Here is a 25,260-nt window from a genome sequence, read left to right as displayed (position 1 = left end):
CTGAAAACGTCGCTGACCGACCGCCGCGACTTCCTGAGGGCTGCCGGGGCAGGCTTTGTTGCCGCGATGGCGCCGTCGGCATGGGCGAAGACGCTTAGCACGGACGCCGTCTTCGCCACCGCTTTCGTCAAGCGCGACGGCAGCTATGGCGCGGCGATCCTGTCCGAGGCCGGCAAGGTGCTGCATGCCATCGACCTGCCCGCCCGCGGTCACGACGTCACCTTCGATCCGCGGTCGAAACGCTCGGTGGTCTTTGCCAGGCAGCCCGGCACTTTCGCGGTTGTGTTCGACCATACCGGCCGTGACGAGCCGCTGACCATTGCCAGCATCAGTGGCCGGCATTTCTTCGGCCACGGCGTGTTTTCGACCGACGGTGCGCTGCTCTACGCCACCGAGAACGATTTCGACAATGCCGCCGGCGTGGTCGGGGTCTATGACACGCGTACGAAATTCAAGCGCGTTGGCGAGTTCCCGACCTATGGCATGGGTCCGCACGAGCTGCTGCTGCTCGGCGATGGCAGGACGATTGCCGTCGCCAATGGCGGCATCGAGACGCATCCCGATTATGGCCGCGCCGAGCTCAACATCGCGACGATGAAGCCATCTTATGTGCTGGTCGACCGCTTTACCGGCGACCTTGTCGAAAAGCACGAATTGCCGCCGGCGCTGCACCAGCTTTCGATCCGGCATATGGATACCGACAAATCCGGCGCGGTCTGGTTCGGCTGCCAGTACAGGGGGCCGGGCGGCGATCGTCCGTTGCTGGTCGGCCGCGCCGCGCGCGGCAAGGATCTGCAACTGCTCGACATGCCGCAGGACGTGCTGTCCGGCTTCAGGAATTACATCGGTTCGGTCGCCGCCAACCCTGCTGCCGGTACCGTCGCGGTGTCCTCGCCGGAAGGCAACTCGCTTGTCATCATCGATGCGGCCAGCGGCCGGATCGTCGCCACCAGCGCACTGGCCGAGGTCTGCGGCGTGGCGCCCGACGGGGCGAGCTTCATGGCGACGACCGGCACGGGGCAGATAGCCCAAGCCGGCGGCGCGACACGGTCCGAGCCGGACTATGTCTGGGACAATCACATGCTGCGCATCGACCAGGCCGCATAGTGCCGCACTGGTTCATTGACGGTTGTGGTCGCCGAGAGTTACCTCTTTTTGGGCGAGGTCGAAGCGAAGCCGCCAAACGATTTATGCATTATCCCCTTGCAGGGACGAGCCATGGCAGGCACAGGGAAATTGTCTTTCGAACCCCCTGTGCCCCAAGCGGGCACTGCCAACCGGCCGTCTCATGAAGTTGCTTGCTATCGATTGTGCCGCCAATCTCTGCGCCGCCTGTATCTACGACCCGGCGGCCGGGAAGGAACTCGGCCGCTCGGTGCTCGATCTCGGCAAGGGCCATGCCGAACATCTGATGGCTGTGATCGAAGAGGCGTTGACGACCGGCGGCACCGACTATGCCGGTCTTGACGCCATCGCTGTCTCCACCGGCCCGGGCTCCTTCACCGGCCTGCGCGTCGGCGTCTCGGCGGCGCGGGGCCTGGCGCTGGCGCTGAAAATCCCGGCAATCGGGGTGACGACGCTGGAAGCGCTGGCGGCGCAGGCGAAAGAGACATTTCCCGGCCGCGCCGTGCTGGCCGCGCTCGACGCCGGCCGCGAGGAGATCCATGCAGCGCTTTACGACGAAGCATCCGTTTTGATTTATGGTCCCGCGGTGGCCATGCTTTCGCAAGCCGCCGCCATGGCGGTTGACGGGTTTCCGGTTCTGGCCGGCACCGCGGCCACGCAAATTGCTGCATCGGCCGGGCGCGCCTTCGACGTCGGCCCGACAAGCGCCACTGCGGATATCGCAATCTATGCCCGGCTGGCCGCTGCCAAGGGTGAAGGCGAAAAGCCGAAACCGCTTTATTTGCGCGGAGCTGACGCCAAGCCGCAGGCCGGGTTCATCCTGTCCAGGAAGAAAGCCGGGAAGAAAAACTGATGCGCATTCCTTTCCTCCAGCCGCGTCGCAGGGACTTTGCGCTCGAGCCGCTGACTGTCGCCGACAGTGCGGCCCTGTCGGTGCTGCATCGCGAGGATTTCGTCCGGCCGTGGAGTGATGACGAATTCGCCGCGCTGATCGAGCAGGACACGGTGTTCGGCTATGCCGCGCGCGAGACCGGCCAGGGTGCCAAGCCGCCGGTCGGTTTCGTGCTGGCGCGCCTGGCGGCCGGCGAAGGCGAGGTCCTGACTGTCGCGGTGGCGCGCTCCCATCGCCGCCAGGGCCTTGGCTGGCAACTGATGGATGCGGTGCTGCGCGAACTGCATGCGCAACGCGCCGAGGCGCTTTTCCTCGAGGTCGACGAGACCAACGTCGCCGCGATCGCGCTCTATCGGCGGCTGGGATTCCGCGAGGTCGGCAAACGTGCCAACTACTACAGATCGCCCGAGCACGGCCCGACCGGAGCGCTTGTCATGCGCCGCGATCTTCGCTAGCGCATCGGCCCGCAAATCGGAACCGATTCTCGGAAAGCACGATGCGCAGGTTGAGATGCGCAGATTAAAAAGCGCTAGAGCGTGCTTGGACGTCCAGTTGGACGCGTCGCTCTAGCCAGAACTCGGGACAGGGCCAAGAGCGAATGATCGGAAAAATCAGGATTTTCCTGGCGCTGGGCCTCGTTGTCGCAGGCTCGTTGATCCTCGTGCCGTTGCAGATCCTGTCGATGAAGACCGGCCTGTGGCGCGAGACGTTCATCCTGAAGATCTGGCACCGGCTCATCATCCGGGCGCTCGGCATGCGCATCCACGTCAAGGGGACCTTGTCCAATCAGCGCCCGTTACTGGTTGCGTCGAACCACGTTTCATGGACCGACATCATGGTGCTGGGGTCGATGGCCGACGTGACGTACATCGCCAGGGCCGACATGGCCGGCTGGCCGTTGATCGGCATGTTGTCGAAGCTGCAGCGCACCGTTTTCATCGAGCGCGAGCGCAAACGTTCGTCGGGCGACCAGGCGAGCGAGATCGCCAGCCGCATGGCCAAGGGCGACGCCATGGTGCTGTTTGCCGAAGGTTCGACTAGCGACGGCAACATGATCTTGCCGTTCAAGAGCACGCTGTTCGGCGCCGCCTCGATGGCGATTTCGGAAGGGGCGGCCGAAACGGTCTTCATCCAGCCGGTGGCGATCGTCTATACGCGCCTGCACGGCGTGCCGCTCGGCCGCAGGCACCGGCCGATTGCCGCCTGGATCGGCGACGAGGATTTGATGCCGCATCTCAAGGTGCTGATGGCGGAGGGCGGGCTCGATGTCGAAGTGCATTTCGGCGAGCCGGTCGCCTTCTCCAAGGGCTCCAGGCGCAAGGAAACGGCCAGGCTGATGGAAAGTCAGGTGCGTGATATGGTGCAGGCGGCGCTCGCCGATCCGCGCCCGAGCCGGTAAGCCGGAAAAGCTCCAGCGCTTTGCGCGTCCAAAGGAGGCGCGGCGCTGTAAGGCAGAATCGTCTGTTTTTTGTCGGGGAAAGGCGTTAGAAGCCGCCAGATGGAATTGAACACGATCGAACGGGACGACATCGATACTGCGACCGAAACTGCGGTCGCGCCGCCTGCCGCGAGCCGGAAGGTCTTCGTCAAGACCTATGGCTGCCAGATGAACGTCTACGATTCGCAGCGCATGACCGACGCGCTGGCCGCCGACGGCTATACTGCGACGGATGCGATCGGCGAGGCCGATCTGGTGCTGCTCAACACCTGCCATATCCGCGAGAAAGCCGCCGAAAAGGTCTATTCCGAACTCGGCCGCATTCGTGAGATGAAGGCCGAACGGGCTCGGGCCGGCCGCGAGATGCTGGTCGGCGTCGCCGGCTGCGTGGCGCAGGCGGAGGGCTCCGAGATCATCCGCCGCTCGCCTTCTGTCGATCTGGTCATCGGCCCGCAGACCTATCATCGGCTGCCCGACGTGCTGGCACGGGTGCGCGGCGGCGAAAAGATCGTCGAGACGGACTACGCCATCGAAGACAAGTTCGAGCATCTGCCGCAGCCGAAGCGCGCCGAGATCATCAGGCGCGGCGTCACCGCGTTCCTGACGGTGCAGGAAGGCTGCGACAAGTTCTGCACCTTCTGCGTGGTGCCCTATACCAGAGGCTCGGAAGTGTCGCGGCCGGTGGCGCAGATCGTCGCCGAGGCCGAGCGGCTGGCGCAAGCCGGCGTGCGCGAGGTGACGCTGCTTGGACAGAACGTCAATGCCTGGCACGGCGAAGGCGAAGCCAAAGGGGGCAAGACCGAGGAATGGGGTCTTGGCCGCCTGCTGTTCCGGCTGGCCGAGATTCCCGGGCTGGCGCGGTTGCGCTACACCACCAGCCACCCGCGCGACATGGACGACGAATTGATCGCCGCTCACCGTGACTTGCCGGCGCTGATGCCCTATCTGCATTTGCCTGTGCAATCCGGCTCCGACCGCATCCTCAAGGCGATGAACCGCAGGCATACTGCAAAAGATTATTTGACGTTGCTCGACCGGATCCGCGCCGCACGGAGCGATATCGCGCTTTCGGGCGACTTCATTGTCGGCTTTCCCGGCGAGACGGATGCGGATTTCGAGGCGACGATGGACCTTGTCCACCAGGTGAACTATGCCTCGGCCTTCTCGTTCAAATATTCGCCGCGCCCCGGCACGCCGGGCGCGGAAATGGCCGATCATGTGCCGGAAGCGGTCAAGGACGAGCGCCTGCAGCGACTGCAGGCGCTGTTGCTGACCCAGCAGCAGGAGTTCGGCGCCAGCCTGGTCGGCAGCACCATCGACACGCTGATCGAGAAGCCGGGCCGCCAGGCTGGCCAGAAGGTCGGCCGCTCACCGTGGCTGCAGCCGGTTATTGTTGATGAAAAGTCCGGCGAAATCGGTGAGATTATCCAGGTACGAATCACGAAGACGGGTTACAACAGCCTGTTCGCCGAATTGGCCTGAAGGTCTCGGCAGATGAGGAGAGACGGTTGAGCGCTGCGGAAGTGAAGAACCTGCCCCAGAACCTACCATCGGGGGCTTCGGATATGGCGCACATCGTTCTGACTTTCGACAACAACAAGCTTGCCAGCGCCCTTTATGGCCAGTTCGACGAGAATCTGGCCAGGCTCGAGCAGAAGCTTGGCGTCGATATCCGCTCGCGCGGCAACCAGCTGACCATCAAGGGCTCCGCCTCGGCCGCCGAGCAGGCGCGCCGCGCCCTGGATAATCTCTACGGCATTCTCCAGAAAGGCGCTGACATCGGCCAGTCGGACGTCGACGGCGCCGTGCGCATGGCGATCGCCGCCGACGACCAGCTGACGCTGCCGACGCTGGAGCGCAAGGGCAAGGTGTCAGCCGCCCAGATATCGACGCGCAAGAAGACGATCTATGCCCGCTCGCTCAACCAGGACGCCTATATGCGCGCGCTGGAGCGGTCCGAGCTCGTCTTCGGCATCGGCCCGGCTGGCACTGGAAAAACCTTCCTGGCGGTGGCGCATGCGGCGATGCTGCTCGAACGTGGCATGGTCGAGCGCATCGTGCTGTCGCGGCCTGCCGTCGAGGCCGGCGAGCGGCTCGGCTTCCTGCCCGGCGACATGAAGGAGAAGGTCGATCCCTATCTGCGGCCGCTCTATGACGCGCTTTACGAGATGATGCCGGCCGACAAGGTCGAGCGGGCGATTGCCGCCGAGGTGATTGAGATCGCGCCGCTGGCCTTCATGCGCGGCCGCACGCTGGCGCACTCCGCCGTCATCCTCGACGAGGCGCAGAACACCACGCCGATGCAGATGAAGATGTTCCTGACCCGTCTCGGCGAGAATTCGCGCATGATCGTCACCGGCGATCCGACCCAGATCGACCTGCCGCAAAACACCAAATCCGGTCTGGTCGAGGCGCTCAGGATCCTCGACGGCGTCACCGGCATGGTGACGGTGCGCTTCAACGAAGGCGACGTCGTCAGGCATCCGCTGGTCGCCGAGATCGTCAAGGCCTACGACCGCGACGGCAAGCTGGCCCGGGGCCTGGGCGCTGAAGGCTAGAACATCGGACCCAAAAGTGGGAACCGGTTTTGGGGCAATCCGATGCTCAGACAAGAAAACACGATGATGCAGCCTTATGGCTGAGGACAAAAAAACTGTAGGCGGGGATCTTCCGGTCCCCGTCGACATCGATATAGCAGTCGAAGCGGGCGACTGGCCCGATGAGGCCGCGCTGACGCGGCTGGTCGATCGCGCCGTTGCCGCCGCGTTTGCCGAAACCGGCGCGGCCGGCCTTTCCGAGCTCAGCATCGTTTTTTCTGACGATGCCCATATCCGCAGTCTCAATGCGGGATGGCGCGGCAAGGACAAACCGACCAACGTCCTGTCTTTCCCGGCTTTTCCGCTCGCCAAGGGCGGTCCGCTTCCGCCCATGCTGGGCGACATTGTGCTGGCCGCCGAGACGGTTGCGCGCGAAGCCGCACTGGAAGACAAGCCTGTCGACAACCATATCACCCATCTCGTCATCCACGGCCTGCTGCATTTGCTGGGCTACGATCACGAGACCGACGCCGAGGCCGAAGAAATGGAAGCCGTCGAACGCGCAGCGCTTGCAAGGCTTGCCATTCCCGATCCCTACGCGTAACTAAAAAGATCAAAAGACCGGACGACGATGAACGACAAACCAGAGACTGCCGCCCACCCAGACGCCGGCAGTGCGACCAAGCCATCCGAACAGACGGAAGAGGACTCTAGTCCGAGTACCACGACCGGCAGCTTCGCCAGCGAGCCATCGCCTGCCGGTCCTTCCCTGTTCGATCGCGTGCTCGGCCTGTTCAGGCAGCGCAACGGCACCAGCCTGCGCGAGGAGATCGCCGACGCGCTTGCCGAAACGGCGAGCGATGCCGGCGCCTTTTCGCCCGGCGAACGGGCCATGCTCAACAACATTCTGCGCCTGCGCGAGGTTCGCGTCGAGGATGTCATGGTGCCGCGCGCCGACATCGAGGCGGTCGAGATCACGACGAACCTGGGCGATCTTCTGGGACTGTTCGAGCAGTCCGGCCATTCCCGCATGCCGGTCTATTCGGAGACGCTCGACGACCCGCGTGGCATGGTCCACATCCGCGACGTGCTCGCTCACATCACCAAGCTGGCCCGCGTCAGAAAGAGCAGGGCGACCAGGAAAGCCGCCCCTGCCACGCTTCTCGATCTCGCCAAGGTCGATCTCACGCGCACCATCGGCGACCTGACCCTGATCCGCCCGGTGCTTTTCGTGCCGCCGTCGATGCTCGCCTCCGACCTGATGGGGCGCATGCAGGCGATGCGCACCCAGATGGCGCTGGTCATCGACGAATATGGCGGCACCGATGGTCTGGTCTCGCTCGAGGATATCGTCGAGATGGTGGTCGGCGACATCGAGGACGAGCACGACGAGGACGAGCCGATGATCACCCAGACCGGCGAGGGCGTGTTCGTCGTCGACGGCAAGGCCGAGATCGACGATGTCGCCAAGATGATCGGCGAGGATTTTGCCGCCGGCGAGCATGGCGAATATGTCGACACGATCGGCGGCATGATCTTCAACACGCTTGGCCGGGTCCCTGCACGCGGCGAAGTGGTGCAGGCCATCCCCGGCTTCGAATTCCATGTGCTCGACGCCGATCCACGCCGCGTCAAGCGGGTGCGCATCGTGGAGACCCAGAAAAGCGAGCGCCGGCGGCGCGCCGTCCGTGCCGAGCAGGCGTGAAAGACGCCGCTCGCCAGATGATGGTCGACGATCCGTTCAAGCACTTGCGAACCAATTCGTACGGAGGGCTCTGTCCTGAATACCAGCTTTATTTGAGCGTCGGAATTTGCCAAAAACCGGTTTCCACCTTTATGGCCGACGCTCTATGAGAATATCTGATGTCGTGGAAACTCGATGAGACCGTGGAAACATCCGCGGGCGCTGTGGCAGCGGGTCAATTTGGTAGTGGACCTGCGCTTGTGCTGGCTCACGGCTGGCCGTGGTCTTCGTTCTCATGGCATCGGATTATTCCAGATCTTGCAAGGCGGTATCGTGTCCACTGGTACGATATGCCCGGATACGGGCGATCCGACAAAGGCGCGGAGCAGCGCACCTCACTCGACGTGCAAGGAGAAGTATTCGCCGAGATGCTCGCGCATTGGGACCTTGAGCAGCCCACCGTTGTTGCCCATGATTTCGGCGGAGCGACGACGCTACGGGCGCATTTGCTGCATGGCTGCGACTTCGAGCGGTATGTCCTGATGAATGTCGTCGCCATGCGCCCTTGGGGATCGGCGTTCTTCGATCATGTCGGTCGCCATGTGGATGCCTTTCTGGGCCTGCCGCCGCATATCCACAGAGCGGTCGTGGAAGCATATATCAAGGGGGCGATCGTAAATGACATCGCGCCCGGAGATTTCGAGAAACTTGTCGAGCCGTGGCTTGCCGAGGAGGGACGAGGAAGCTTCTATCGGCAATTCGCGCAAGCCGACGAAAAATATACCGCCGAAGTCGAGCCGGCGTTCGGTGATATCAGGTGTCCGGTAAAGATTATTTGGGGCAAGGACGATCCATGGATCCCGCTGGAGCGAGGCAAAGCGCTTCATACGCTGATCCCGCAGGCATCGTTCGAAACATTACCTGGCGTCGGTCACTTGCCTCAGCTCGAAGCCCCGGATCTCGTGCTGGAGCGGCTGAACGCATTTCTATCACGCGCATTATAGTGATACACCGGCACGTGCGGTCTGCGCGACAATTCACATGCGACACTTATCTTGCCGGCGTCAGTCGCCCCACCTATCCAGCAGACTTAATCGGGCAGGCTGGCCGAAGCATGGCCGTTTGGAGCGTGGACTGCGGCCTGATAAATCTTCTGCCGTGATTCGCACGACTCGGAAGCATCGATGAAGCGCCTGGCCGGCCGGATAATTCTGCTGTGGGGCTGGCGCCGCGCGCTTGTGGCGTTTCTTGCCGGTGCGCTGGCGGTTCTTGCCCAGGCGCCTTACGATTTCTTCGCCGTCTGTTTCGTTTCGTTTCCGCTGCTGGTCTGGCTCCTCGACGGCGCAACCGGCGAAGCCTCCGATGGCTGGTTCCGGCATTTGCGGCCGGCCTTTGCCGTCGGCTGGTGGTTCGGCTTCGGCTATTTTCTCGCCGGATTGTGGTGGATCGGCTCAGCACTCCTGGTCGAGGCCGACAGTTTCGCCTGGGCGCTTCCCTTCGCAGTGGTCGGAATTCCGCTGGCGCTCGCCTTTTTCTATGGCTTCGCGACAGCGGTTGCCCGGCTGCTGTGGAGCAACGACATCGGCCGCATCGCCGCCCTTGCCTTCGGCTTCGGCTTGGCGGAATGGCTGCGCGACTTTCTGTTCACCGGCTTTCCCTGGAATGCCGTCGGCTACGCGGCGATGCCGGTGCCCTTGCTTATGCAGAGCGTGTCGGTGACCGGCATGGTCGGCATCAACGCGCTGGCGGTCTTCGTCTTCGCCTTGCCGGCCCTGCTTGCGGCGCGCCGGCATATCCGCCTTGGGGGTGCACTGGCTGCCGTTCTCGTCGCGGCCCATGTCGGCTTCGGCTATGTCAAGCTTGCTGCCAAGGTCGAACCCGCAACCCGCGCAATCGACGTCCGCATCGTGCAGCCGGCCGTCGACCTCAGCGAAAAGTGGGACCCTTCAGTGCCCGACCGGATTTTCGCTACACTGATGGGGCTTTCGGCCAAGGTGCCAGAGACTGGTCATGCCAAGCCGCAATTGATCCTGTGGCCGGAAACCTCCGTGCCGTTTTTTTTCGCCGAACGTCCCGATGCGCTGACCGCGCTGGGAGAGATGCTTGGCGACGGCCAGACGCTGATCGCCGGCGTCGTCCGGGAGGAAGGCGGGTCGGCGGATGATGCCGACTGGCGGTACTACAATTCGGTGGTGGCGATCGACGACAAGGGTCAAATCGCCGATGCAGTCGACAAGGTTCATCTGGTGCCCTTTGGCGAATATCTGCCTTTTGCCGACCTGCTTGGCCGCTTGGGGCTCAAACAACTCGTCGCCGGGCCGACAACCTACGCGGCGGGCAATGAGCGGCACCCGATCGCGTTGCCCGGCGGCATCCGCGTGCTTCCGTTCATTTGCTACGAAGTCATCTTTCCCGATCTGGTGGCGGTTGACGCTACGTCAGCTGAGCTTATTGTGAATGTCACGAACGACGCGTGGTTCGGTGACACGCCGGGTCCGTACCAGCATTTCAGGCAGGCGCAGATTCGTGCGGTGGAGAACGGGGTGCCATTGTTGCGTGCAGCCAATAACGGCATTTCCGCTGTCGTCGATCCGCGCGGACACATCCTCGACGCGCTGGCAATCGACGCCCGCGGAGCCATTGATGTCCACGTGCCGATTTCCAATCGAGCCATCGTTTCTTCCAGCCAAAGACGCATTAATGGACTGATGATCATGTTGCTGTTCGCTCTCGCCGCTTTCACAATGAATGTAAGGCAACGGCTACGGGCGAATTGACAGTCGACACATTAGAAACTCATACTGTAACCGCCTGAAATTTCTCGAAGTCAGCACGTCGGTTCTGTTGGGGCACTGGCCGCCGGCTTCGTTTTGGGCAGAAAAAACACAAAAAGCCGGAAAAATTCGGCGAGGAAAAAATGGCAGAAGAAAACAAGAAGAAGCCGAATCCTATCGACATCCATGTCGGAAGTCGCATCAGGCTTCGTCGCAATATGTTGGGAATGAGCCAGGAAAAGCTGGGCGAGAACCTCGGTATAACGTTTCAGCAGATACAGAAATACGAAAAGGGTACCAATCGCGTTGGCGCCAGCCGTTTGCAGGCAATCGCCTCGATACTGGGTGTGCCTGTCGCTTTCTTTTTCGAGGACGCGCCGGGCCAGGAGGCCGTGGGCAACCGCGGATTTGCCGAGGATGCATCAATGGCTTCTGCCGTCGAATTCTGCGGCAGTCCTGAAGGTCTTCAACTCAACCGGGCCTTCGTCAAGATCACCGACGTGAAGATACGCCGCAAGGTTATCGAGCTTGTGAAGGCCCTTTCCTCCGACGCAGTCGATTGATTACGCACATTGGTCTGGGTCGATTGATTGGGTAGCCGTTGAAAAGTCGAACAAAGCGAAGCCGTCATTGCGGGCAGGCAATTTCTTGCGGTCTCGCGCATCGTGGAATTTACATCCCGCAGGCATGCCGGAGGGCGGATCGATTTTGCTCGACAGCCATGCTCAAAGTCTTTCTCATCAACGTGTTGAAGCTAAAGCACGTGCTGGAGCCAGGCAGGCTGGCGGCATCCTGCCGGCGGTCAAAGTGGTACAAGATAATGGTGCCCACCGCTTGACGAGCGCTGCTCGGCACAGCTAACACGTGGCGCGCCAATCGGCAGCGTGCCGATGATTTTTCAAGAGGGGACACCCGTGACGCGGCAAAACTATCTATTCACCTCGGAATCCGTTGCCGAGGGTCATCCCGACAAGGTCTGCGACCGTATCTCCGACGAGATCGTCGATCTGGTCTATCGCGAGGCCAGAAAGACCGGCATGGACCCCTGGAAGGTCCGCGTCGCCTGCGAAACGCTGGCGACCACGAATCGCGTCGTCATCGCTGGCGAGGTGCGCGTCCCCGAGACCCTGCTCAAGAAGGACAAGGCCGGCAACATCCTGATGGATACCGCCGGTCATCCGCTCGTCAATCCGGCGAAGTTCAAGTCGGCCGCCCGCAAGGCGATCCGCGAAATCGGCTATGAACAGGCCGGTTTCCACTGGAAGACGGCAAAGATCGAGGTTCTGCTGCATGGCCAGTCGCCGGATATCGGCCAGGGCGTCGACAATGCCTCCGACCGGCAAGGCGAGGAAGGGGCCGGCGACCAGGGCATCATGTTCGGCTATGCCTGCCGCGAGACCCCGGATCTGATGCCAGCGCCGATCTACTACAGCCACAAGATCCTCGAACTGCTGGCCGCCGCGCGCCATGAAGGCAACGGCGATGCCGGCCGGCTCGGGCCGGACGCCAAGAGCCAGGTCACCGTCCGCTATATCGACGGCAAGGCGGCTGAAGTGACGCAAATCGTGTTGTCCACCCAGCACCTCGACGCCAACTGGGATTCGAAGAAGGTCCGCAACGTCGTCGAACCCTATATTCGCGAGGCGCTGGGCGACCTGAGGATCGCCGACAGCTGCAACTGGTATATCAACCCGACAGGCAAGTTCGTCATCGGCGGGCCCGACGGCGACGCCGGCCTGACCGGGCGCAAGATCATCGTCGACACTTACGGCGGTGCTGCGCCTCATGGCGGCGGGGCTTTTTCCGGCAAGGACACCACTAAGGTCGACCGTTCCGCAGCCTATGCGGCCCGCTACCTCGCCAAGAACGTGGTGGCGGCGAAGCTCGCCGATCGCTGCACCATCCAGCTTTCCTATGCCATTGGCGTGGCCCAGCCGCTGTCGGTCTATGTCGACCTGCACGGCACCGGCAGGGTCGATGAGGCAAAGCTCGAGCAGGCGCTGCGCACCGTGATGGATCTGTCGCCGTCCGGCATCCGCCGCCATCTCGATCTCAACAAGCCGATTTATGCCAAGACGTCGTCTTATGGTCATTTCGGCCGCAAGGCCGGCCGCGACGGGTCCTTCTCCTGGGAAAAGACCGACCTCGCCAAGGCTCTCAAAGACGCACTCGCCGAAGCGCCTGCCGAAGCAGTCGCGGCCTAGCCGCGGCGTCCATAGATCCGGAAGACATGGATCCGAAAGACCGGCCAAGCCGTGCGACCGAAGCATTTTTCGGTCGCCGGCGCGGCAAGGCCATCCGTCCGCAGCAGGCAGCGGCACTGGAAAGCGGTTTTAGCACTTACCGGTTTGATCTGACGGCCGGACCGCCGGCCGACTTGCGCAGCCTGTTCGAAGCCGATGTCCGCGCCATTCATCTCGAAATTGGTTTTGGTGGCGGCGAGCACCTGCTGCATCGGGCGACGGCGGCTCCTGAGACCGGTTTTGTCGGCGTCGAGCCTTTCGTCAACGGCATGGCCAAGATGATGATGGCGGTCAGGCAACGGCCGCTTGCCAATCTTCGGGTCTATGACGACGACGCCACGCGCCTGCTCGACTGGCTCCCGCAAGCCTCGCTCGACGGCATCGACCTTCTCTATCCCGATCCCTGGCCGAAGAAGAAACACTGGAAGCGCCGCTTCGTCAGTCCGGTCAATCTCGACCGTTTCGCGCGCGTGCTGAAGTCAGGCGGAACATTCCGCTTTGCGTCCGATATCGATAGCTATGTGAACTGGACGCTGCTGCACTGCCGGGCACATGAAGCGTTTGCGTGGCAGGCTGAAGAGGCAGCCGACTGGCAGCGGCCCTATAAGGGTTGGCCGGGTACACGCTACGAGGCGAAGGCCGTTCGCGAAGGCCGGCGGCCGGCCTACCTCACCTTCGTCCGAAGATAGTCCTATTCAAAGCGCGCCTAGCACACTTTGCCGTCGACGAGGACCAGAGATGTCCTCGTCCCTGCGTCGCCGGACTTAGACTTAGAAGCGGCCGATCTTGTTGAAGGCGGCCGGATCCATGCCGAGATTGCGCAGATCGCGTGCGCGCGGCTTGCGGCCGGCTTCGACGGCGTGCGAAGCGGCGACGGCGCTGCCGAAGACGGTGAAGAAATCGCCGATGGCCGAGAAAACCTTGCGGTTGGTCATGATTATGCCCTTTCGCCTGCTGCAATGCGTGATTGATTTTGTGCAACGCAACATAGATAGGCGCGTACTGCCTGATATCACAGGGACGTTGGCGCATGGCCGCCATGCGCCCTGTGCAATGCTGCCGCCCCCGACAGTTTCGCCCACCCTGCATGCGGACGATTCATCTGCTTACCGACACGGACTGCATGCGGGCTTGAAACGACGGCTGCGATCGTCTATATCAAGCTCAAATTCTTGGTCGGTATGGCGAAGAGTGGGTCCACCCGGTCCCGCTCTTTTTTGTTACCTTCCGGCCGCCGACGAAGCGACAGGAATAGAATGACGGCAACGGTACCCGACAGCGACGACCGCATCATCCGCGAAAGCGGCATCGATGCGCGCATCGCGCTGATCGTGCAGCCGGTTCTGCGTGCCATTGGCTTCCGCCTTGTCAGGGTGCATCTGACGGGCCAGAACGGGCTGACGCTGCAGATCATGGCCGAACGCGAGGACGGCACCATGACCGTCGAGGATTGCGAAGAGGTCAGCCGGGCAGTGTCGCCGGCGCTCGATGTCGATGATCCGATCGAAAAGGCGTATCATCTCGAAGTGTCGTCGCCGGGAATCGACCGGCCGCTGGTCCGCAAGTCGGATTTCGTGACCTGGACGGGTCATCTGGTGAAGATGGAAACCTCGGTCCTCGTCGCCGACCGCAAGCGCTTCAAGGGCAAGATCGCCGAGAGCGACGCGGACGGCGTGCTGATCGAGCGCGACAAGGCGGCCTATGGCGAACAGCCGACGGTGCGTGTGCCCTACGATTCGATTGCCGAAGCACGGCTGATCCTGACCGACGACCTTATCCGCGACGCACTGTCGAAGGACAACAGGGCGCGCAAGGAAGCCAAGAATCGCCGCGGCGAGCCCGAAGACGCGCCAGAGAGCGTGGAAGCGGGCGTAGAAGATGAAACCGAACAGGAAATGTGATTGGGCTGCCGGGCGCAAAGCCTCGGCAACAGGCTCGGGAGAAAAAAGATGGTTGTAAGCGCCAACAGGCTTGAACTGCTGCAGATCGCCGATGCGGTCGCGCGTGAGAAGTCGATCGACAAGTCGATCGTCATCGCCGCCATGGCCGATGCGATCCAGAAGGCGGCGCGCTCGCGCTATGGCCAGGAAACCAACATCCGTGCCGACATCAATCCGAATACCGGCGAGATGAAGCTGCAGCGGTTGATGGAAGTGGTCGAGAAGGTCGACGACTATGCGACGCAGATCGCCATATCCTCGGCGCGTGAGCGCAATCCCGACGCCCAGCTCGGCGACTTCATTGCCGAACAGCTGCCGCCGATGGATTTCGGCCGCATCGCCGCCCAGTCGGCCAAGCAGGTCATCGTGCAGAAGGTGCGCGAGGCCGAGCGTGACCGCCAGTACGACGAGTACAAGGACCGTATCGGCGAGATCGTCAACGGTACTGTCAAACGCGTCGAATACGGCAACGTCATCGTCGATCTCGGCCGCGGTGAGGCGATCATCCGTCGCGACGAGCTGATCCCGCGCGAAAATTACAAATATGGCGATCGCGTCCGCGCCTATGTCTATGACGTGCGTCGCGAGCAGCGCGGTCCGCAGATATTCCTGTCTCGCACCCATCCGCAGTTCATGGCGAAGCTGTTCACCATGGAAGTGCCGGAAATCTACGACGGCATCATCGAGATCAAGTCGGTCGCCCGCGATCCAGGTTCGCGCGCCAAGATCGCCGTCATCTCGCGTGACAGTTCCATCGATCCGGTTGGTGCCTGCGTCGGCATGCGCGGCAGCCGCGTTCAGGCGGTGGTCGGCGAATTGCAGGGCGAGAAGATCGACATCATTCCGTGGTCGCCTTCGGCCGCTTCCTTCATCGTCAACGCGCTGCAGCCGGCGGAAGTCGCCAAGGTCGTGCTCGACGAGGACGCCGAACGCATCGAGGTCGTGGTGCCGGACGACCAGCTGTCGCTGGCCATCGGCCGCCGCGGCCAGAACGTCCGGCTCGCCTCGCAGCTCACCGGCTGGGATATCGACATCCTGACCGAACAGGAAGAGAGCGAGCGCCGCCAGAAGGAGTTCGTCGAACGCTCGGCGCTGTTCATGGATGCGCTCAACGTCGACGAGATGGTCGGCCAGGTGCTCGCCTCCGAAGGCTTCACCAGCGTCGAGGAAGTCGCCTATGTCGATGCCGACGAGATCGCGTCGATCGATGGCTTCGACGAGGACACCGCCTCGGAAATCCAGGCCCGCGCCCGCGAATATCTGGAGAAGATCGAAGCCGAGCATGACGAGAAGCGCAAGGCGCTCGGCGTCAAGGACGAGTTGCGTGAGATTCCAGGCGTGACCACCGCCATGATGGTGACGCTCGGCGAGGACGGCGTGAAGACGATCGAGGATTTCGCCGGCTATGCGGCCGATGATCTGACCGGCTGGAAGGAACGCAAGGACGGCGAGACGAAGGTATTCCCGGGCGTGCTCGCCAATCACGGCGTGTCGCGGGCCGATGCTGAACAGATGGTTCTGGCTGCTCGCCTCAAGGCCGGCTGGATCACCGAAGACGAGCTAGCAGCCGAAGACGTGCCGGCTGACGAAGCCGTTGGTGCGTGAGGTGAAACCGCATCGCACACAAGCCGCCCTTGGACGAGATGAACGATCGCACTTGCATCGTCACGCGCAAACAGGCCGAACCGGATGAACTGATCCGTTTCGTCGTCGGCCCGGATTCGGCCGTCGTTCCGGATATCAAGAAAAACCTGCCCGGACGCGGTTGCTGGGTGACTGCCGACCGCCTACATATCGACAAGGCGGCAGCGAAAAACCTGTTCGCTCGCGCCTTCAAGGCGCAGGTGACCGTGCCGACCGATCTCGGCGACACGGTCGACGGGCTGCTTTCCAGATACGCTCTGGGCATGCTCGGTCTTGCCCGCAAGGCAGGCGCGATCGCGCTCGGCGCCACCAAGGTTGAGAGCGCGGTGCGTGGCGGGCTGGCGCTTTTCGTGTTGCATGCGACCGAGGCGTCAGATGACGGCGTCCGCAAGATCAGCCAGGCGCGACGGGCAACCGTCCACCTCGGTGGCCCCGCCATCCTTGCCTACAAACTTTTCTCCGAGGCCGAGTTGAGCTTGGCATTGGGGGGTACAAATGTGATACATGCTGCCGTTCTCGCGGGAGACGCGGGCAGGGCGGTCCAGAAGCGCATGGTTGCGCTCGACCGGTATCGGGGCGGTTCCCCGGACGATCTGGCAATGCTTGCGGCCGTTGCTGACGAAGATGATGCCGCAGAGGATATGGAATGAGCGATACGAAATCGGGCGACGACAAGACGTTGAGTGTTACGCCGAAGAAGACTTTGACGCTGAAGCGCCCCGGTACGGAACAGGGCACCGTGCGCCAGAGCTTCTCGCATGGCCGCACCAAGGCGGTCGTGGTCGAGACCAAGAAGCGCAAGTTCTCGCTGCCCGGTGACAAGCCGGAGCCGGCTGCTGCCCCTGTGTCCGTCTTCACGCCGAAGCCACCGGTCGCGGCAGCGCCGGTTGTGCAGGAAGCGCCCAAGGCGCCGCCGCCTCCGCCGCCGGTCGAACGCGGCGGCATGGTGCTGAACCAATTGTCGCGCGATGAAATGGAGGCGCGCCGCCGGGCTCTTGAGGGTTCGAAGGTGCGCGACGTCGAGGATCGCCAGCGCGCCATCGACGAGGCCAAGCGCCGCGCCGAGGATGAAGAGCGCCGCCGTCGCGAGCGCGAGGAATCCGCGCGCCGCCAGGCCGAGGAAGAAGCCCGGCTGCAGGCCGAGGCCGAGTCCCGCCGGCGTGCCGAGGAAGAGGCGCGCCGCCGCGCGCCGCTGACCGCCGAACTGGCGACAGTCGACGACGAGGACACCAAGCCGAAGCGGACCGGCGCCGGTGCCCCGGTGCGCCGTCCGGTCACGCCGGAAGTGGCGCGTCCGGCCAAGCCGACAAAGGGCGAGGAAGATCGCCGCCGCGGCAAGCTAACGCTGAATACCGCACTTTCCGATGAGGATGCGCGTGCGCGTTCGCTGTCGTCGATGCGTCGGCGCCAGGAGAAATTCAAGCGCGCGCTGCATAACGAACCGCGCGAGAAAGTCATGCGCGAAGTGATACTTCCCGAAACCATCACCATCCAGGAACTGGCGCAGCGCATGTCCGAGCGCGCCGTCGATGTGGTCAAGTTCTTCATGAAACAGGGCCAGATCCTGAAGCCGGGCGACGTCATCGACGCCGACACAGCCGAACTGGTCGCTACCGAATTCGGCCACACGGTTCGCCGCGTCGCCGAGTCCGACATCGAGGAAGGCCTCTTCAACATCGCCGATCGTCCCGAGGATCTCGAGCCGCGTCCGCCGGTGGTGACCATCATGGGCCATGTCGATCACGGCAAGACGTCGCTGCTCGATGCCATCCGCAATGCCAATGTTGTGTCCGGCGAGGCCGGCGGCATCACCCAGCATATCGGCGCCTACCAGGTCGAGAAGAACGGTAACAAGATCACCTTCATCGACACGCCTGGCCACGCCGCCTTCACGGCGATGCGCGCCCGTGGCGCTCAGGCGACCGACATCGCCATCCTGGTAGTGGCGGCCGACGACAGCGTGATGCCGCAGACGATCGAATCGATCAGCCATGCCAAGGCGGCCGGCGTTCCGATCATTGTGGCGATCAACAAGATCGACAAGCATGACGCCGACCCGCAGAAGGTGCGCTCGGAACTGCTGCGCCACGAAGTCTTCGTCGAATCGATGGGCGGCGAGGTGCTGGACGTCGAAGTGTCGGCGACCAAGGGCACCAATCTCGACAAGCTGCTCGAAGCGATCCTGCTGCAGGCCGAAATCCTCGACCTGAAGGCCAATCCGGACCGCACCGCCGAGGGCGTCGTCATCGAAGCCCAGCTCGACAAGGGCCGCGGCCCCGTCGCCACGGTGCTGGTCCAGACCGGCACGCTGATGCCTGGCGACATCCTCGTTGCCGGTAACGAATGGGGCCGGGTGCGCGCGCTGGTCAACGACCGCGGCGGGCAGATCAAGGAAGCGCCGCCGGCGATGCCGGTGGAAGTGCTCGGCCTGCAGGGAACCCCGCAGGCCGGCGACCGCTTCGCCGTCGTCAACAACGAGGCCCGCGCCCGCGAGATCACCGAATATCGCCAGCGTCTGGCGCGTGAGAAGGCGGTGGCCAAGCATGCCGGCCAGCGTGGTTCGCTCGAACAGATGATGTCGCAACTGCAGACGAGCGGGCTGAAGGAATTCCCGCTGGTCATCAAGGGCGACGTGCAGGGCTCGATCGAGGCGATCAGCGCGGCGCTGGACAAGCTCGGCACCGACGAGGTGCGTGCGCGCATCGTTCATGCGGGCGCCGGCGGCATCACCGAAAGCGATGTCTCGCTGGCGGAAACCTCGGGCGCCGCAATCATCGGCTTCAACGTTCGCGCCAATGTGCAGGCGCGTGCGGCGGCCGCGGCTGCAGGCATCGAGATCCGCTACTACTCGATCATCTACAACCTTGTGGATGACGTGAAGGCGGCGCTGTCCGGCCTGCTGTCGCCGGAGCGTCGCGAAACCTTCATTGGCAATGCCGAGATCCTTGAGATCTTCGACATCACCAAGGTCGGCAAGATCGCCGGCTGCCGTGTCACCGAAGGCAAGGTCGAGCGCGGTGCGGGCGTTCGCCTGATCCGCGACAACGTCGTCATCCACGAAGGCACGCTGAAGACGCTGAAGCGCTTCAAGGACGAAGTTGCGGAGGTTCCGGGTGGCCAGGAATGCGGCATGGCCTTCCAGAACTACGAAGACATGCGCGTCGGCGACGTCATCGAGTGCTTCCGCGTCGAGATGGTGACCAGGACGCTCTGAGTTCGAGCAACTTGAGTTCGAGCATTTACAAACCGGGCGGTGGTCGAAAGGCTGCCGCCTAAACCATGATCCCGAAAAGTGGTATCCGGTTTTCGGAGAAGATCATGGTCAACAAAAATAGAGCCTGATCCATTCCGATTTCTATCGGGATGGATCAGGCTTTAAAGCATATGAGACATGCGGCGCGGTCCCATCCCGTGCCTCACGATTTCAGGATAGAGAAAAATGCCCCGTTCAACCACGTCAGGTCCATCCCAGCGCATGCTTCGCGTCGGCGAGCAGGTGCGGCATGCGCTGTCGGAAACCTTGCAACGTGGCGAGATCCTCGATCCGCTGATCGAAAATTCGGTGGTTTCGGTCTCGGAGGTGCGCATGTCGCCCGATCTGAAGATCGCCACCGCTTTCGTCTCGCCGCTTGGCGCCAGTGATGCCGATGCGGTGGTCGAGGCGCTCAACAAGCATGCGAAATTCGTGCGCGGCCGCGTTTCCGGCGCGCTCCGGCAGATGAAGTACATGCCGGAATTCCGCTTCCGGCTCGACACCAGCTACGACAATTTCCAGAAGATCAACGAATTGTTGCACTCGCCCGAAGTGGCGCGCGATCTCGGCCCAGACGCCCAGATCGGCGACCAGAACAAAGACAACGACAAGGACGAAAAATAGTGGCGCGTCGCGGCAAGAAGAAGGGTCGGCCGATCTCCGGCTGGCTGGTGCTGGACAAACCCGTCGGCATGGGTTCGACCGAAGCCGTCTCCAAGATCAAATGGCTGTTCCAGGCGGAAAAGGCCGGCCATGCCGGCACGCTCGACCCGCTCGCTTCCGGCATGCTGCCGATCGCGCTCGGCGAAGCGACCAAGACCGTCCCCTATGTCCAGGATGGCGCCAAGGTCTACCGCTTCACGGTCGCCTGGGGTGAGGAGCGTTCGACCGATGACCTCGAAGGGCCGGTGACGAAAAGCTCCGACCAGCGTCCGGCTGAAGCCGATGTGCTTTTGCTGATGCCGAAATACACCGGCGTCATCATGCAGACGCCGCCGCAATTTTCGGCCATCAAGATCGCAGGCGAGCGCGCCTATGATCTTGCCCGCGACGGCGCGACGGTCGACATTCCGGCGCGGGAAGTCGAGATCGGCCGCCTCGACCTGATCGAGCACAGTGCCGACAGCACCATTTTCGAAGTCGAATGCGGCAAGGGCACCTATGTCCGCTCGCTGGCCCGCGACATGGGCCGCGATCTCGGCTGTTTCGGTCACATCGCCGAACTGCGCCGGATCGAGGTCGAGCCGTTCACGCAGGAAGACTTCGTCACCATCGCCGAGCTGGAAGCCGCCCGCTTCGGCGAACAGCCCGATGAGGGTTCGGATTCAGCGGACACGGTGCCGGTCGACTTCGACGCCATCGACGCGTTTCTGGTCGACACGTCAGCCGCGCTCGACTGCCTGCCGCAGATCGCGATTAGCGACGACGCGGCAACAAAAATCCGCCTCGGCAACCCGGTCATCATCCGTGGCCGCGACGCGCCGGTGGAAGCCGAGGAAGCCTGCGCCACGGCGCGCGGCAAGCTGGTCGCCATCGGCGCCGTCGAGCAAGGCATGTTCAAGCCGAAGCGGGTCTTTGCCGGCTGAGCCCCCTCGTCTAATCTTCGATCAGAGGTACATTCGAGGGGCACATGGCAAAGGCCGAGACAATCAGGAAGCGGGCGCCGGTGACAGCACGGCGGCCGCCGATCGGCGCATCACCGGGCACACTGATCGCCGACCCTGCGGCGCGGCGCAGCGAACTGCGACTGACACTGATGTCGCCCGACAAATTCGAGACAATCGAAGATGCCAGCATCAACGACCTGAATGCTCATTGCAACGCATGGCCGGTCATCTGGCTCGATTGCACCGGCCTCGCCAACATCCCGCTGATCGAGGAGATCGGCCGGATTTTCAGCCTGCATCCGCTGGCGCTGGAAGACGTCGTCAACACCGGCCAGCGGCCCAAGGTGGACTTCTTCGAGGACCATGCCTTCGTCGTCGTCAGGATGATCGACGACGTCACCGCGCATCGCTACGAGCAGATCGCGGTCTTCTTCGGCAGGAACTTCGTCGTCACCTTCCAGGAGCGCGAAGGCGATCCGTTCGATCCCGTGCGCAAGCGCATCGAAAGCTCGATGCCCAACCGGCTGCGCTCACGCGGCGCCGACTATCTCGCCTATGCGCTGATCGACGCCATCGTCGACAGTTATTTCCCGCCGATCGAGACCGCCGGCGACTTGGTCGACAGCATCGAGGACCAGATGCTGCGCGCGGCGGACAGGCACCAGATGCGGCGGCTTCACGAGTTGCGGCGCGACGCCAACGTGCTGAAGGGGGTGCTTTGGCCGATGCGCGACGCGCTGGCGACGCTGATCCGCAACGACGTGCCCTACGTCAAGCCCGAGACCAAGATCTTCCTGAACGACACGCTCGATCACTCGCTTCGGCTCATCGAACTGGTCGAAACCCAGCGCGACATGCTGACCGGTCTGATCGAGATGCATCTGTCGCTGAGTCAGGCACGCACCAGCGACGTCATCAGCTATCTGACGATCGTCTCGGTGATCTTCATCCCGCTCACCTTTCTCGCTGGCGTGTGGGGCATGAACTTCGATCCCGAAGCCTCGCCATGGAACATGCCGGAGCTGAAGGCTCAATACGGCTATCCGGCAGCGCTGGTGTTCATGGCCGTTGTCGCGCTCGGGCTTGTCGCCTTCTTCAGATGGAAGAAGTGGCTTTAGCCGAGGCGAAATCTTCGCTTGTGCAGCAAAAAGCCGGCTTGTGAATTGGGCTGGTGTTTTTGCCTGAATTGCCCTATATGCGCCGCAGCATCGTGCAATGCCACGTTGCTTGTACCGGCCCCTGCTGGACGACATCCCGGCCGAGGGCGTCCCGTTTCCTCAAACAGATAAGGAAAAACACGATGTCGATTACTGCCGAGCGCAAGAAGGAATTGATGGGTGAATTCGCAACCGCCAAGGGCGATACCGGGTCTCCGGAAGTCCAGGTGGCCATCCTTTCCGAGCGCATCAAGAACCTGACCGACCATTTCAAGGACCACAAGAAGGATAACCATTCCCGCCGTGGTCTGCTCGCTCTCGTCTCCCAGCGCCGCAGCCTGCTTGATTATCTCAAGCGCAAGGACGACGCGCGCTATCAGACGCTGATCGAGAAGCTCGGTCTGCGCCGTTGACGAATTGACCGGCGGGTTCTTTCGAGAGCCCGCCGGTCGCGCATTGGAGCAGTCCATTGTTCCAATGAAGGAAGTAGAGCGCCGCGCTTCGATTTGGACGCGCACATGGGACGCTCTGAAACTTTGAATTTGCGCAAGGCATTTCCGAGAGCCGCGGTTTTCGGGTCATGCGCAAGGCCAGTCGGATCGATTGGCTAGACCCGGTTTCGATATAGCACAGGGCCATTCGAAACCGCCCATGGACGGTCATGGGGCAGGATTGCAGGACGCTCGCGCGGCACCCGCGCCGGATACCCGAGCTTCCCGTTGTCTTGCCCGTGGCTGCCCGAGAAACGAAGCCAAGGGAAAGGGGCACTCGCGCACGGTGAAATGGCGCGTCCCTTTCCGCATATGAAGGACAAGACATGTTCAATCACCACAAAGTGGAAATCGAATGGGGCGGCCGTCCGCTCATCCTCGAAACCGGCAAGATTGCGCGCCAGGCTGACGGCGCGGTGCTCGCCACCTACGGCGAAACCAAGGTTCTCGCCACCGTCGTTTCGATGAAGGAACCAAAACCCGGCCTCGATTTCTTCCCGCTGACCGTCAACTACCAGGAAAAGACCTATGCCGCCGGCAAGATCCCGGGCGGCTATTTCAAGCGCGAAGGCCGTCCGAGCGAAAAGGAAACGCTGGTTTCCCGTCTCATCGACCGTCCGATCCGCCCACTCTTCGCTGACGGTTACAAGAACGACACGCAGATCGTTGTCACCGTCGTCCAGCATGATCTCGAAAACGACCCGGACATCCTGTCGATCGTCGCCACCTCGGCGGCTTTGACGCTGTCCGGCGTCCCTTTCATGGGTCCGATCGGCGGCGCCCGCGTCGGCTACATCAACGGCGAATATGTGCTCAATCCGCATGTCGACGAGATGCAGGAATCCAAGCTTGACCTGATCGTCGCCGGCACCTCGGACGCCGTGCTGATGGTCGAGTCCGAAGCCAAGGAACTCGGCGAGGATCTGATGCTCGGCGCCGTCATGTTCGGCCATCGCGGCTTCCAGCCGGTGATCGACGCGATCATCAAGCTGGCAGAAGTCGCCGCCAAGGATCCGCGTGACTTCACCGCGCCGGATTATTCGGCGCTTGAAGCCGAGATGCTGAAGATCGTCGAAGGCGAGCTTCGCGATGCCTACAAGATCACTGACAAGCAGAAGCGCTATGCCGCCGTCGACGCCGTCAAGGCGAAGGTCAAGGCTGCGTTCGCACCCGCAGAAGGCGAAGAAGCCAAGTATACGTCCGAGCAGATCGGCACCGTGTTCAAGGAGCTCCAGGCCAAGGTCGTGCGCTGGAACATCCTCGACACCGGTTCGCGCATCGACGGCCGCGATCTGAAGACGGTTCGCAAGATCGTCTCCGAAGTCGGCGTCCTGCCGCGCACCCACGGCTCGGCGCTGTTCACCCGCGGCGAGACCCAGGCGCTGGTCGTCGCCACGCTCGGCACCGGGGAGGACGAGCAGTATGTCGATTCGCTGACCGGCATGTACAAGGAGAAGTTCCTCCTTCACTACAACTTCCCTCCCTATTCGGTCGGTGAAACCGGTCGCATGGGTTCGCCCGGCCGCCGCGAAATCGGCCACGGCAAGCTCGCCTGGCGCGCGATCCGCCCGATGCTGCCGACATCGGACCAGTTCCCCTACACGCTGCGCGTCGTCTCGGAGATCACCGAGTCCAACGGCTCGTCGTCGATGGCTACCGTCTGCGGCACCTCGCTGGCGCTGATGGATGCCGGTGTGCCGCTGGCCAAGCCGGTCGCCGGCATCGCCATGGGTCTGATCAAGGAAGGCGAGCGCTTCGCGGTGCTCTCCGACATCCTCGGCGACGAGGACCATCTCGGCGACATGGACTTCAAGGTTGCCGGCACCGCCAACGGCATCACCTCGCTGCAGATGGACATCAAGATCGAGGGCATCACCGAGGAGATCATGAAGATCGCGCTGGATCAGGCCAAGGACGGCCGCCAGCATATCCTCGGCGAAATGGGCCATGCGCTGTCCGGCGCGCGCTCCGAACTCGGCGAATTCGCGCCGCGCATCGAGGTCATGCACATCCCGACCGACAAGATCCGCGACGTGATTGGCTCGGGCGGCAAGGTCATCCGCGAGATCGTCGAAAAGACCGGCGCCAAGATCAACATCGAGGACGACGGCACGGTCAAGATCGCTTCGTCCAACGCCAAGGAGATCGAGGCGGCGAAGAAGTGGATCCACACCATCGTCGCCGAGCCGGAAGTCGGCGAAATCTACGAGGGCACGGTCGTCAAGACCGCCGACTTCGGCGCTTTCGTCAACTTCTTCGGTCCGCGTGACGGCCTCGTCCACATCTCGCAGCTCGCCAATGATCGCGTCGCCAAGACTTCGGACGTCGTCAAGGAAGGCGACAAGGTCTGGGTCAAGCTGATGGGCTTCGATGAGCGCGGCAAGGTCCGCCTGTCGATGAAGGTCGTCGACCAGGCCACCGGCAAGGAAATCGCCCGCGACAAGAAGGCCGACGGCGAAGAAGACGCCGCCTGAG

The 25,260-nt window shown here is 62.7% G+C and carries 23 protein-coding genes; 22 read left to right on the top strand and 1 reads right to left on the bottom strand.

The window, feature by feature from the left end; translation table 11 throughout:
- The 13 genes from AC0L18_RS02865 (at position 1) to trmB (ending at position 13,382) form a co-directional block, all read left to right on the top strand.
- A complete protein-coding gene (locus tag AC0L18_RS02865; RefSeq protein WP_473490675.1) occupies positions 1 to 1,107 on the top strand; it encodes a DUF1513 domain-containing protein in 1,107 nt (368 codons plus the stop codon).
- A 181-nt stretch (positions 1,108 to 1,288) separates the two neighbouring features.
- The gene (tsaB, locus tag AC0L18_RS02860; RefSeq protein ID WP_473490533.1) at positions 1,289 to 1,978 is read left to right on the top strand and encodes a tRNA (adenosine(37)-N6)-threonylcarbamoyltransferase complex dimerization subunit type 1 TsaB; all 690 of its coding nucleotides are present in this window, start codon (positions 1,289 to 1,291) and stop codon (positions 1,976 to 1,978) included.
- Positions 1,978 to 2,472: a ribosomal protein S18-alanine N-acetyltransferase gene (gene rimI, locus AC0L18_RS02855; RefSeq protein ID WP_023802102.1), complete on the top strand. Its 495-nt coding sequence runs from the start codon at positions 1,978 to 1,980 to the stop codon at positions 2,470 to 2,472. Before tsaB ends, rimI begins: the two co-directional genes overlap by 1 nt.
- Before the next feature lie 143 nt (positions 2,473 to 2,615).
- Positions 2,616 to 3,416: a lyso-ornithine lipid O-acyltransferase gene (gene olsA / locus AC0L18_RS02850; protein ID WP_473490532.1), complete on the top strand. Its 801-nt coding sequence runs from the start codon at positions 2,616 to 2,618 to the stop codon at positions 3,414 to 3,416.
- A 99-nt stretch (positions 3,417 to 3,515) separates the two neighbouring features.
- Positions 3,516 to 4,937 carry a tRNA (N6-isopentenyl adenosine(37)-C2)-methylthiotransferase MiaB gene (gene miaB / locus AC0L18_RS02845; RefSeq protein WP_287258257.1) on the top strand — a complete coding sequence of 474 codons (1,422 nt, stop codon included), beginning with the start codon at positions 3,516 to 3,518 and terminating at the stop codon, positions 4,935 to 4,937.
- An 83-nt stretch (positions 4,938 to 5,020) separates the two neighbouring features.
- Complete coding sequence (locus AC0L18_RS02840; RefSeq protein ID WP_287305617.1) at positions 5,021 to 6,013, top strand: PhoH family protein; 993 nt, start codon at positions 5,021 to 5,023, stop codon at positions 6,011 to 6,013.
- 76 nt (positions 6,014 to 6,089) lie between these two features.
- Positions 6,090 to 6,596 (top strand): rRNA maturation RNase YbeY, encoded by a 507-nt coding sequence (ybeY, locus tag AC0L18_RS02835; RefSeq protein WP_473490531.1) that lies wholly within the window; start codon positions 6,090 to 6,092, stop codon positions 6,594 to 6,596.
- 27 nt (positions 6,597 to 6,623) lie between these two features.
- A complete protein-coding gene (locus AC0L18_RS02830; RefSeq protein ID WP_473490530.1) occupies positions 6,624 to 7,697 on the top strand; it encodes a hemolysin family protein in 1,074 nt (357 codons plus the stop codon).
- A 158-nt stretch (positions 7,698 to 7,855) separates the two neighbouring features.
- Complete coding sequence (locus AC0L18_RS02825; protein ID WP_473490529.1) at positions 7,856 to 8,680, top strand: alpha/beta fold hydrolase; 825 nt, start codon at positions 7,856 to 7,858, stop codon at positions 8,678 to 8,680.
- Positions 8,681 to 8,860: 180 nt separating this feature from the next.
- Positions 8,861 to 10,453: an apolipoprotein N-acyltransferase gene (gene lnt / locus AC0L18_RS02820; protein ID WP_473490528.1), complete on the top strand. Its 1,593-nt coding sequence runs from the start codon at positions 8,861 to 8,863 to the stop codon at positions 10,451 to 10,453.
- A 140-nt stretch (positions 10,454 to 10,593) separates the two neighbouring features.
- Positions 10,594 to 11,013, top strand: coding sequence for a helix-turn-helix domain-containing protein (locus AC0L18_RS02815; protein ID WP_023802110.1), 420 nt, complete (start codon positions 10,594 to 10,596; stop codon positions 11,011 to 11,013).
- 327 nt (positions 11,014 to 11,340) lie between these two features.
- On the top strand, positions 11,341 to 12,654 hold the full coding sequence (metK, locus tag AC0L18_RS02810) for a methionine adenosyltransferase (protein WP_473490527.1): 1,314 nt from the start codon (positions 11,341 to 11,343) through the stop codon (positions 12,652 to 12,654).
- 26 nt (positions 12,655 to 12,680) lie between these two features.
- The gene (gene trmB, locus AC0L18_RS02805) at positions 12,681 to 13,382 is read left to right on the top strand and encodes a tRNA (guanosine(46)-N7)-methyltransferase TrmB (protein ID WP_473490526.1); all 702 of its coding nucleotides are present in this window, start codon (positions 12,681 to 12,683) and stop codon (positions 13,380 to 13,382) included.
- 81 nt (positions 13,383 to 13,463) lie between these two features.
- Here trmB and AC0L18_RS02800 read toward each other — a convergent pair whose 3' ends face one another.
- Positions 13,464 to 13,628, bottom strand: a complete 165-nt coding sequence (locus tag AC0L18_RS02800; RefSeq protein ID WP_095517012.1) for a hypothetical protein — start codon at positions 13,626 to 13,628, stop codon at positions 13,464 to 13,466.
- 321 nt (positions 13,629 to 13,949) lie between these two features.
- Between AC0L18_RS02800 and rimP the strand changes: the two genes are divergently transcribed.
- The 9 genes from rimP (at position 13,950) to pnp (ending at position 25,259) form a co-directional block, all read left to right on the top strand.
- Positions 13,950 to 14,594, top strand: a complete 645-nt coding sequence (gene rimP / locus AC0L18_RS02795) for a ribosome maturation factor RimP (RefSeq protein ID WP_473490525.1) — start codon at positions 13,950 to 13,952, stop codon at positions 14,592 to 14,594.
- A 48-nt stretch (positions 14,595 to 14,642) separates the two neighbouring features.
- Complete coding sequence (nusA, locus tag AC0L18_RS02790; protein WP_023802116.1) at positions 14,643 to 16,238, top strand: transcription termination factor NusA; 1,596 nt, start codon at positions 14,643 to 14,645, stop codon at positions 16,236 to 16,238.
- 38 nt (positions 16,239 to 16,276) lie between these two features.
- Positions 16,277 to 16,927 carry an RNA-binding protein gene (locus tag AC0L18_RS02785; protein WP_473490524.1) on the top strand — a complete coding sequence of 217 codons (651 nt, stop codon included), beginning with the start codon at positions 16,277 to 16,279 and terminating at the stop codon, positions 16,925 to 16,927.
- Entirely contained in the window at positions 16,924 to 19,491 is a 2,568-nt protein-coding gene (gene infB / locus AC0L18_RS02780) for a translation initiation factor IF-2 (protein ID WP_473490523.1), read from the top strand. Before AC0L18_RS02785 ends, infB begins: the two co-directional genes overlap by 4 nt.
- A 225-nt stretch (positions 19,492 to 19,716) precedes the next feature.
- A complete protein-coding gene (gene rbfA, locus AC0L18_RS02775) occupies positions 19,717 to 20,154 on the top strand; it encodes a 30S ribosome-binding factor RbfA (RefSeq protein ID WP_128169859.1) in 438 nt (145 codons plus the stop codon).
- Positions 20,154 to 21,116, top strand: a complete 963-nt coding sequence (truB, locus tag AC0L18_RS02770; protein WP_473490522.1) for a tRNA pseudouridine(55) synthase TruB — start codon at positions 20,154 to 20,156, stop codon at positions 21,114 to 21,116. Before rbfA ends, truB begins: the two co-directional genes overlap by 1 nt.
- Positions 21,117 to 21,160: 44 nt before the next feature.
- A complete protein-coding gene (gene corA, locus AC0L18_RS02765) occupies positions 21,161 to 22,255 on the top strand; it encodes a magnesium/cobalt transporter CorA (RefSeq protein ID WP_473490521.1) in 1,095 nt (364 codons plus the stop codon).
- Positions 22,256 to 22,332: 77 nt separating this feature from the next.
- Entirely contained in the window at positions 22,333 to 22,707 is a 375-nt protein-coding gene (gene rpsO, locus AC0L18_RS02760) for a 30S ribosomal protein S15 (protein WP_274609416.1), read from the top strand.
- 404 nt (positions 22,708 to 23,111) lie between these two features.
- Complete coding sequence (gene pnp, locus AC0L18_RS02755; RefSeq protein ID WP_023802123.1) at positions 23,112 to 25,259, top strand: polyribonucleotide nucleotidyltransferase; 2,148 nt, start codon at positions 23,112 to 23,114, stop codon at positions 25,257 to 25,259.
- Position 25,260 lies beyond the last annotated feature (1 nt).

This window comes from Mesorhizobium sp. WSM4819 (assembly GCF_055811215.1).
The sequence above is the reverse complement of the archived record's forward strand: the minus strand, read 5'-3'. Positions and strand labels throughout refer to the sequence as shown.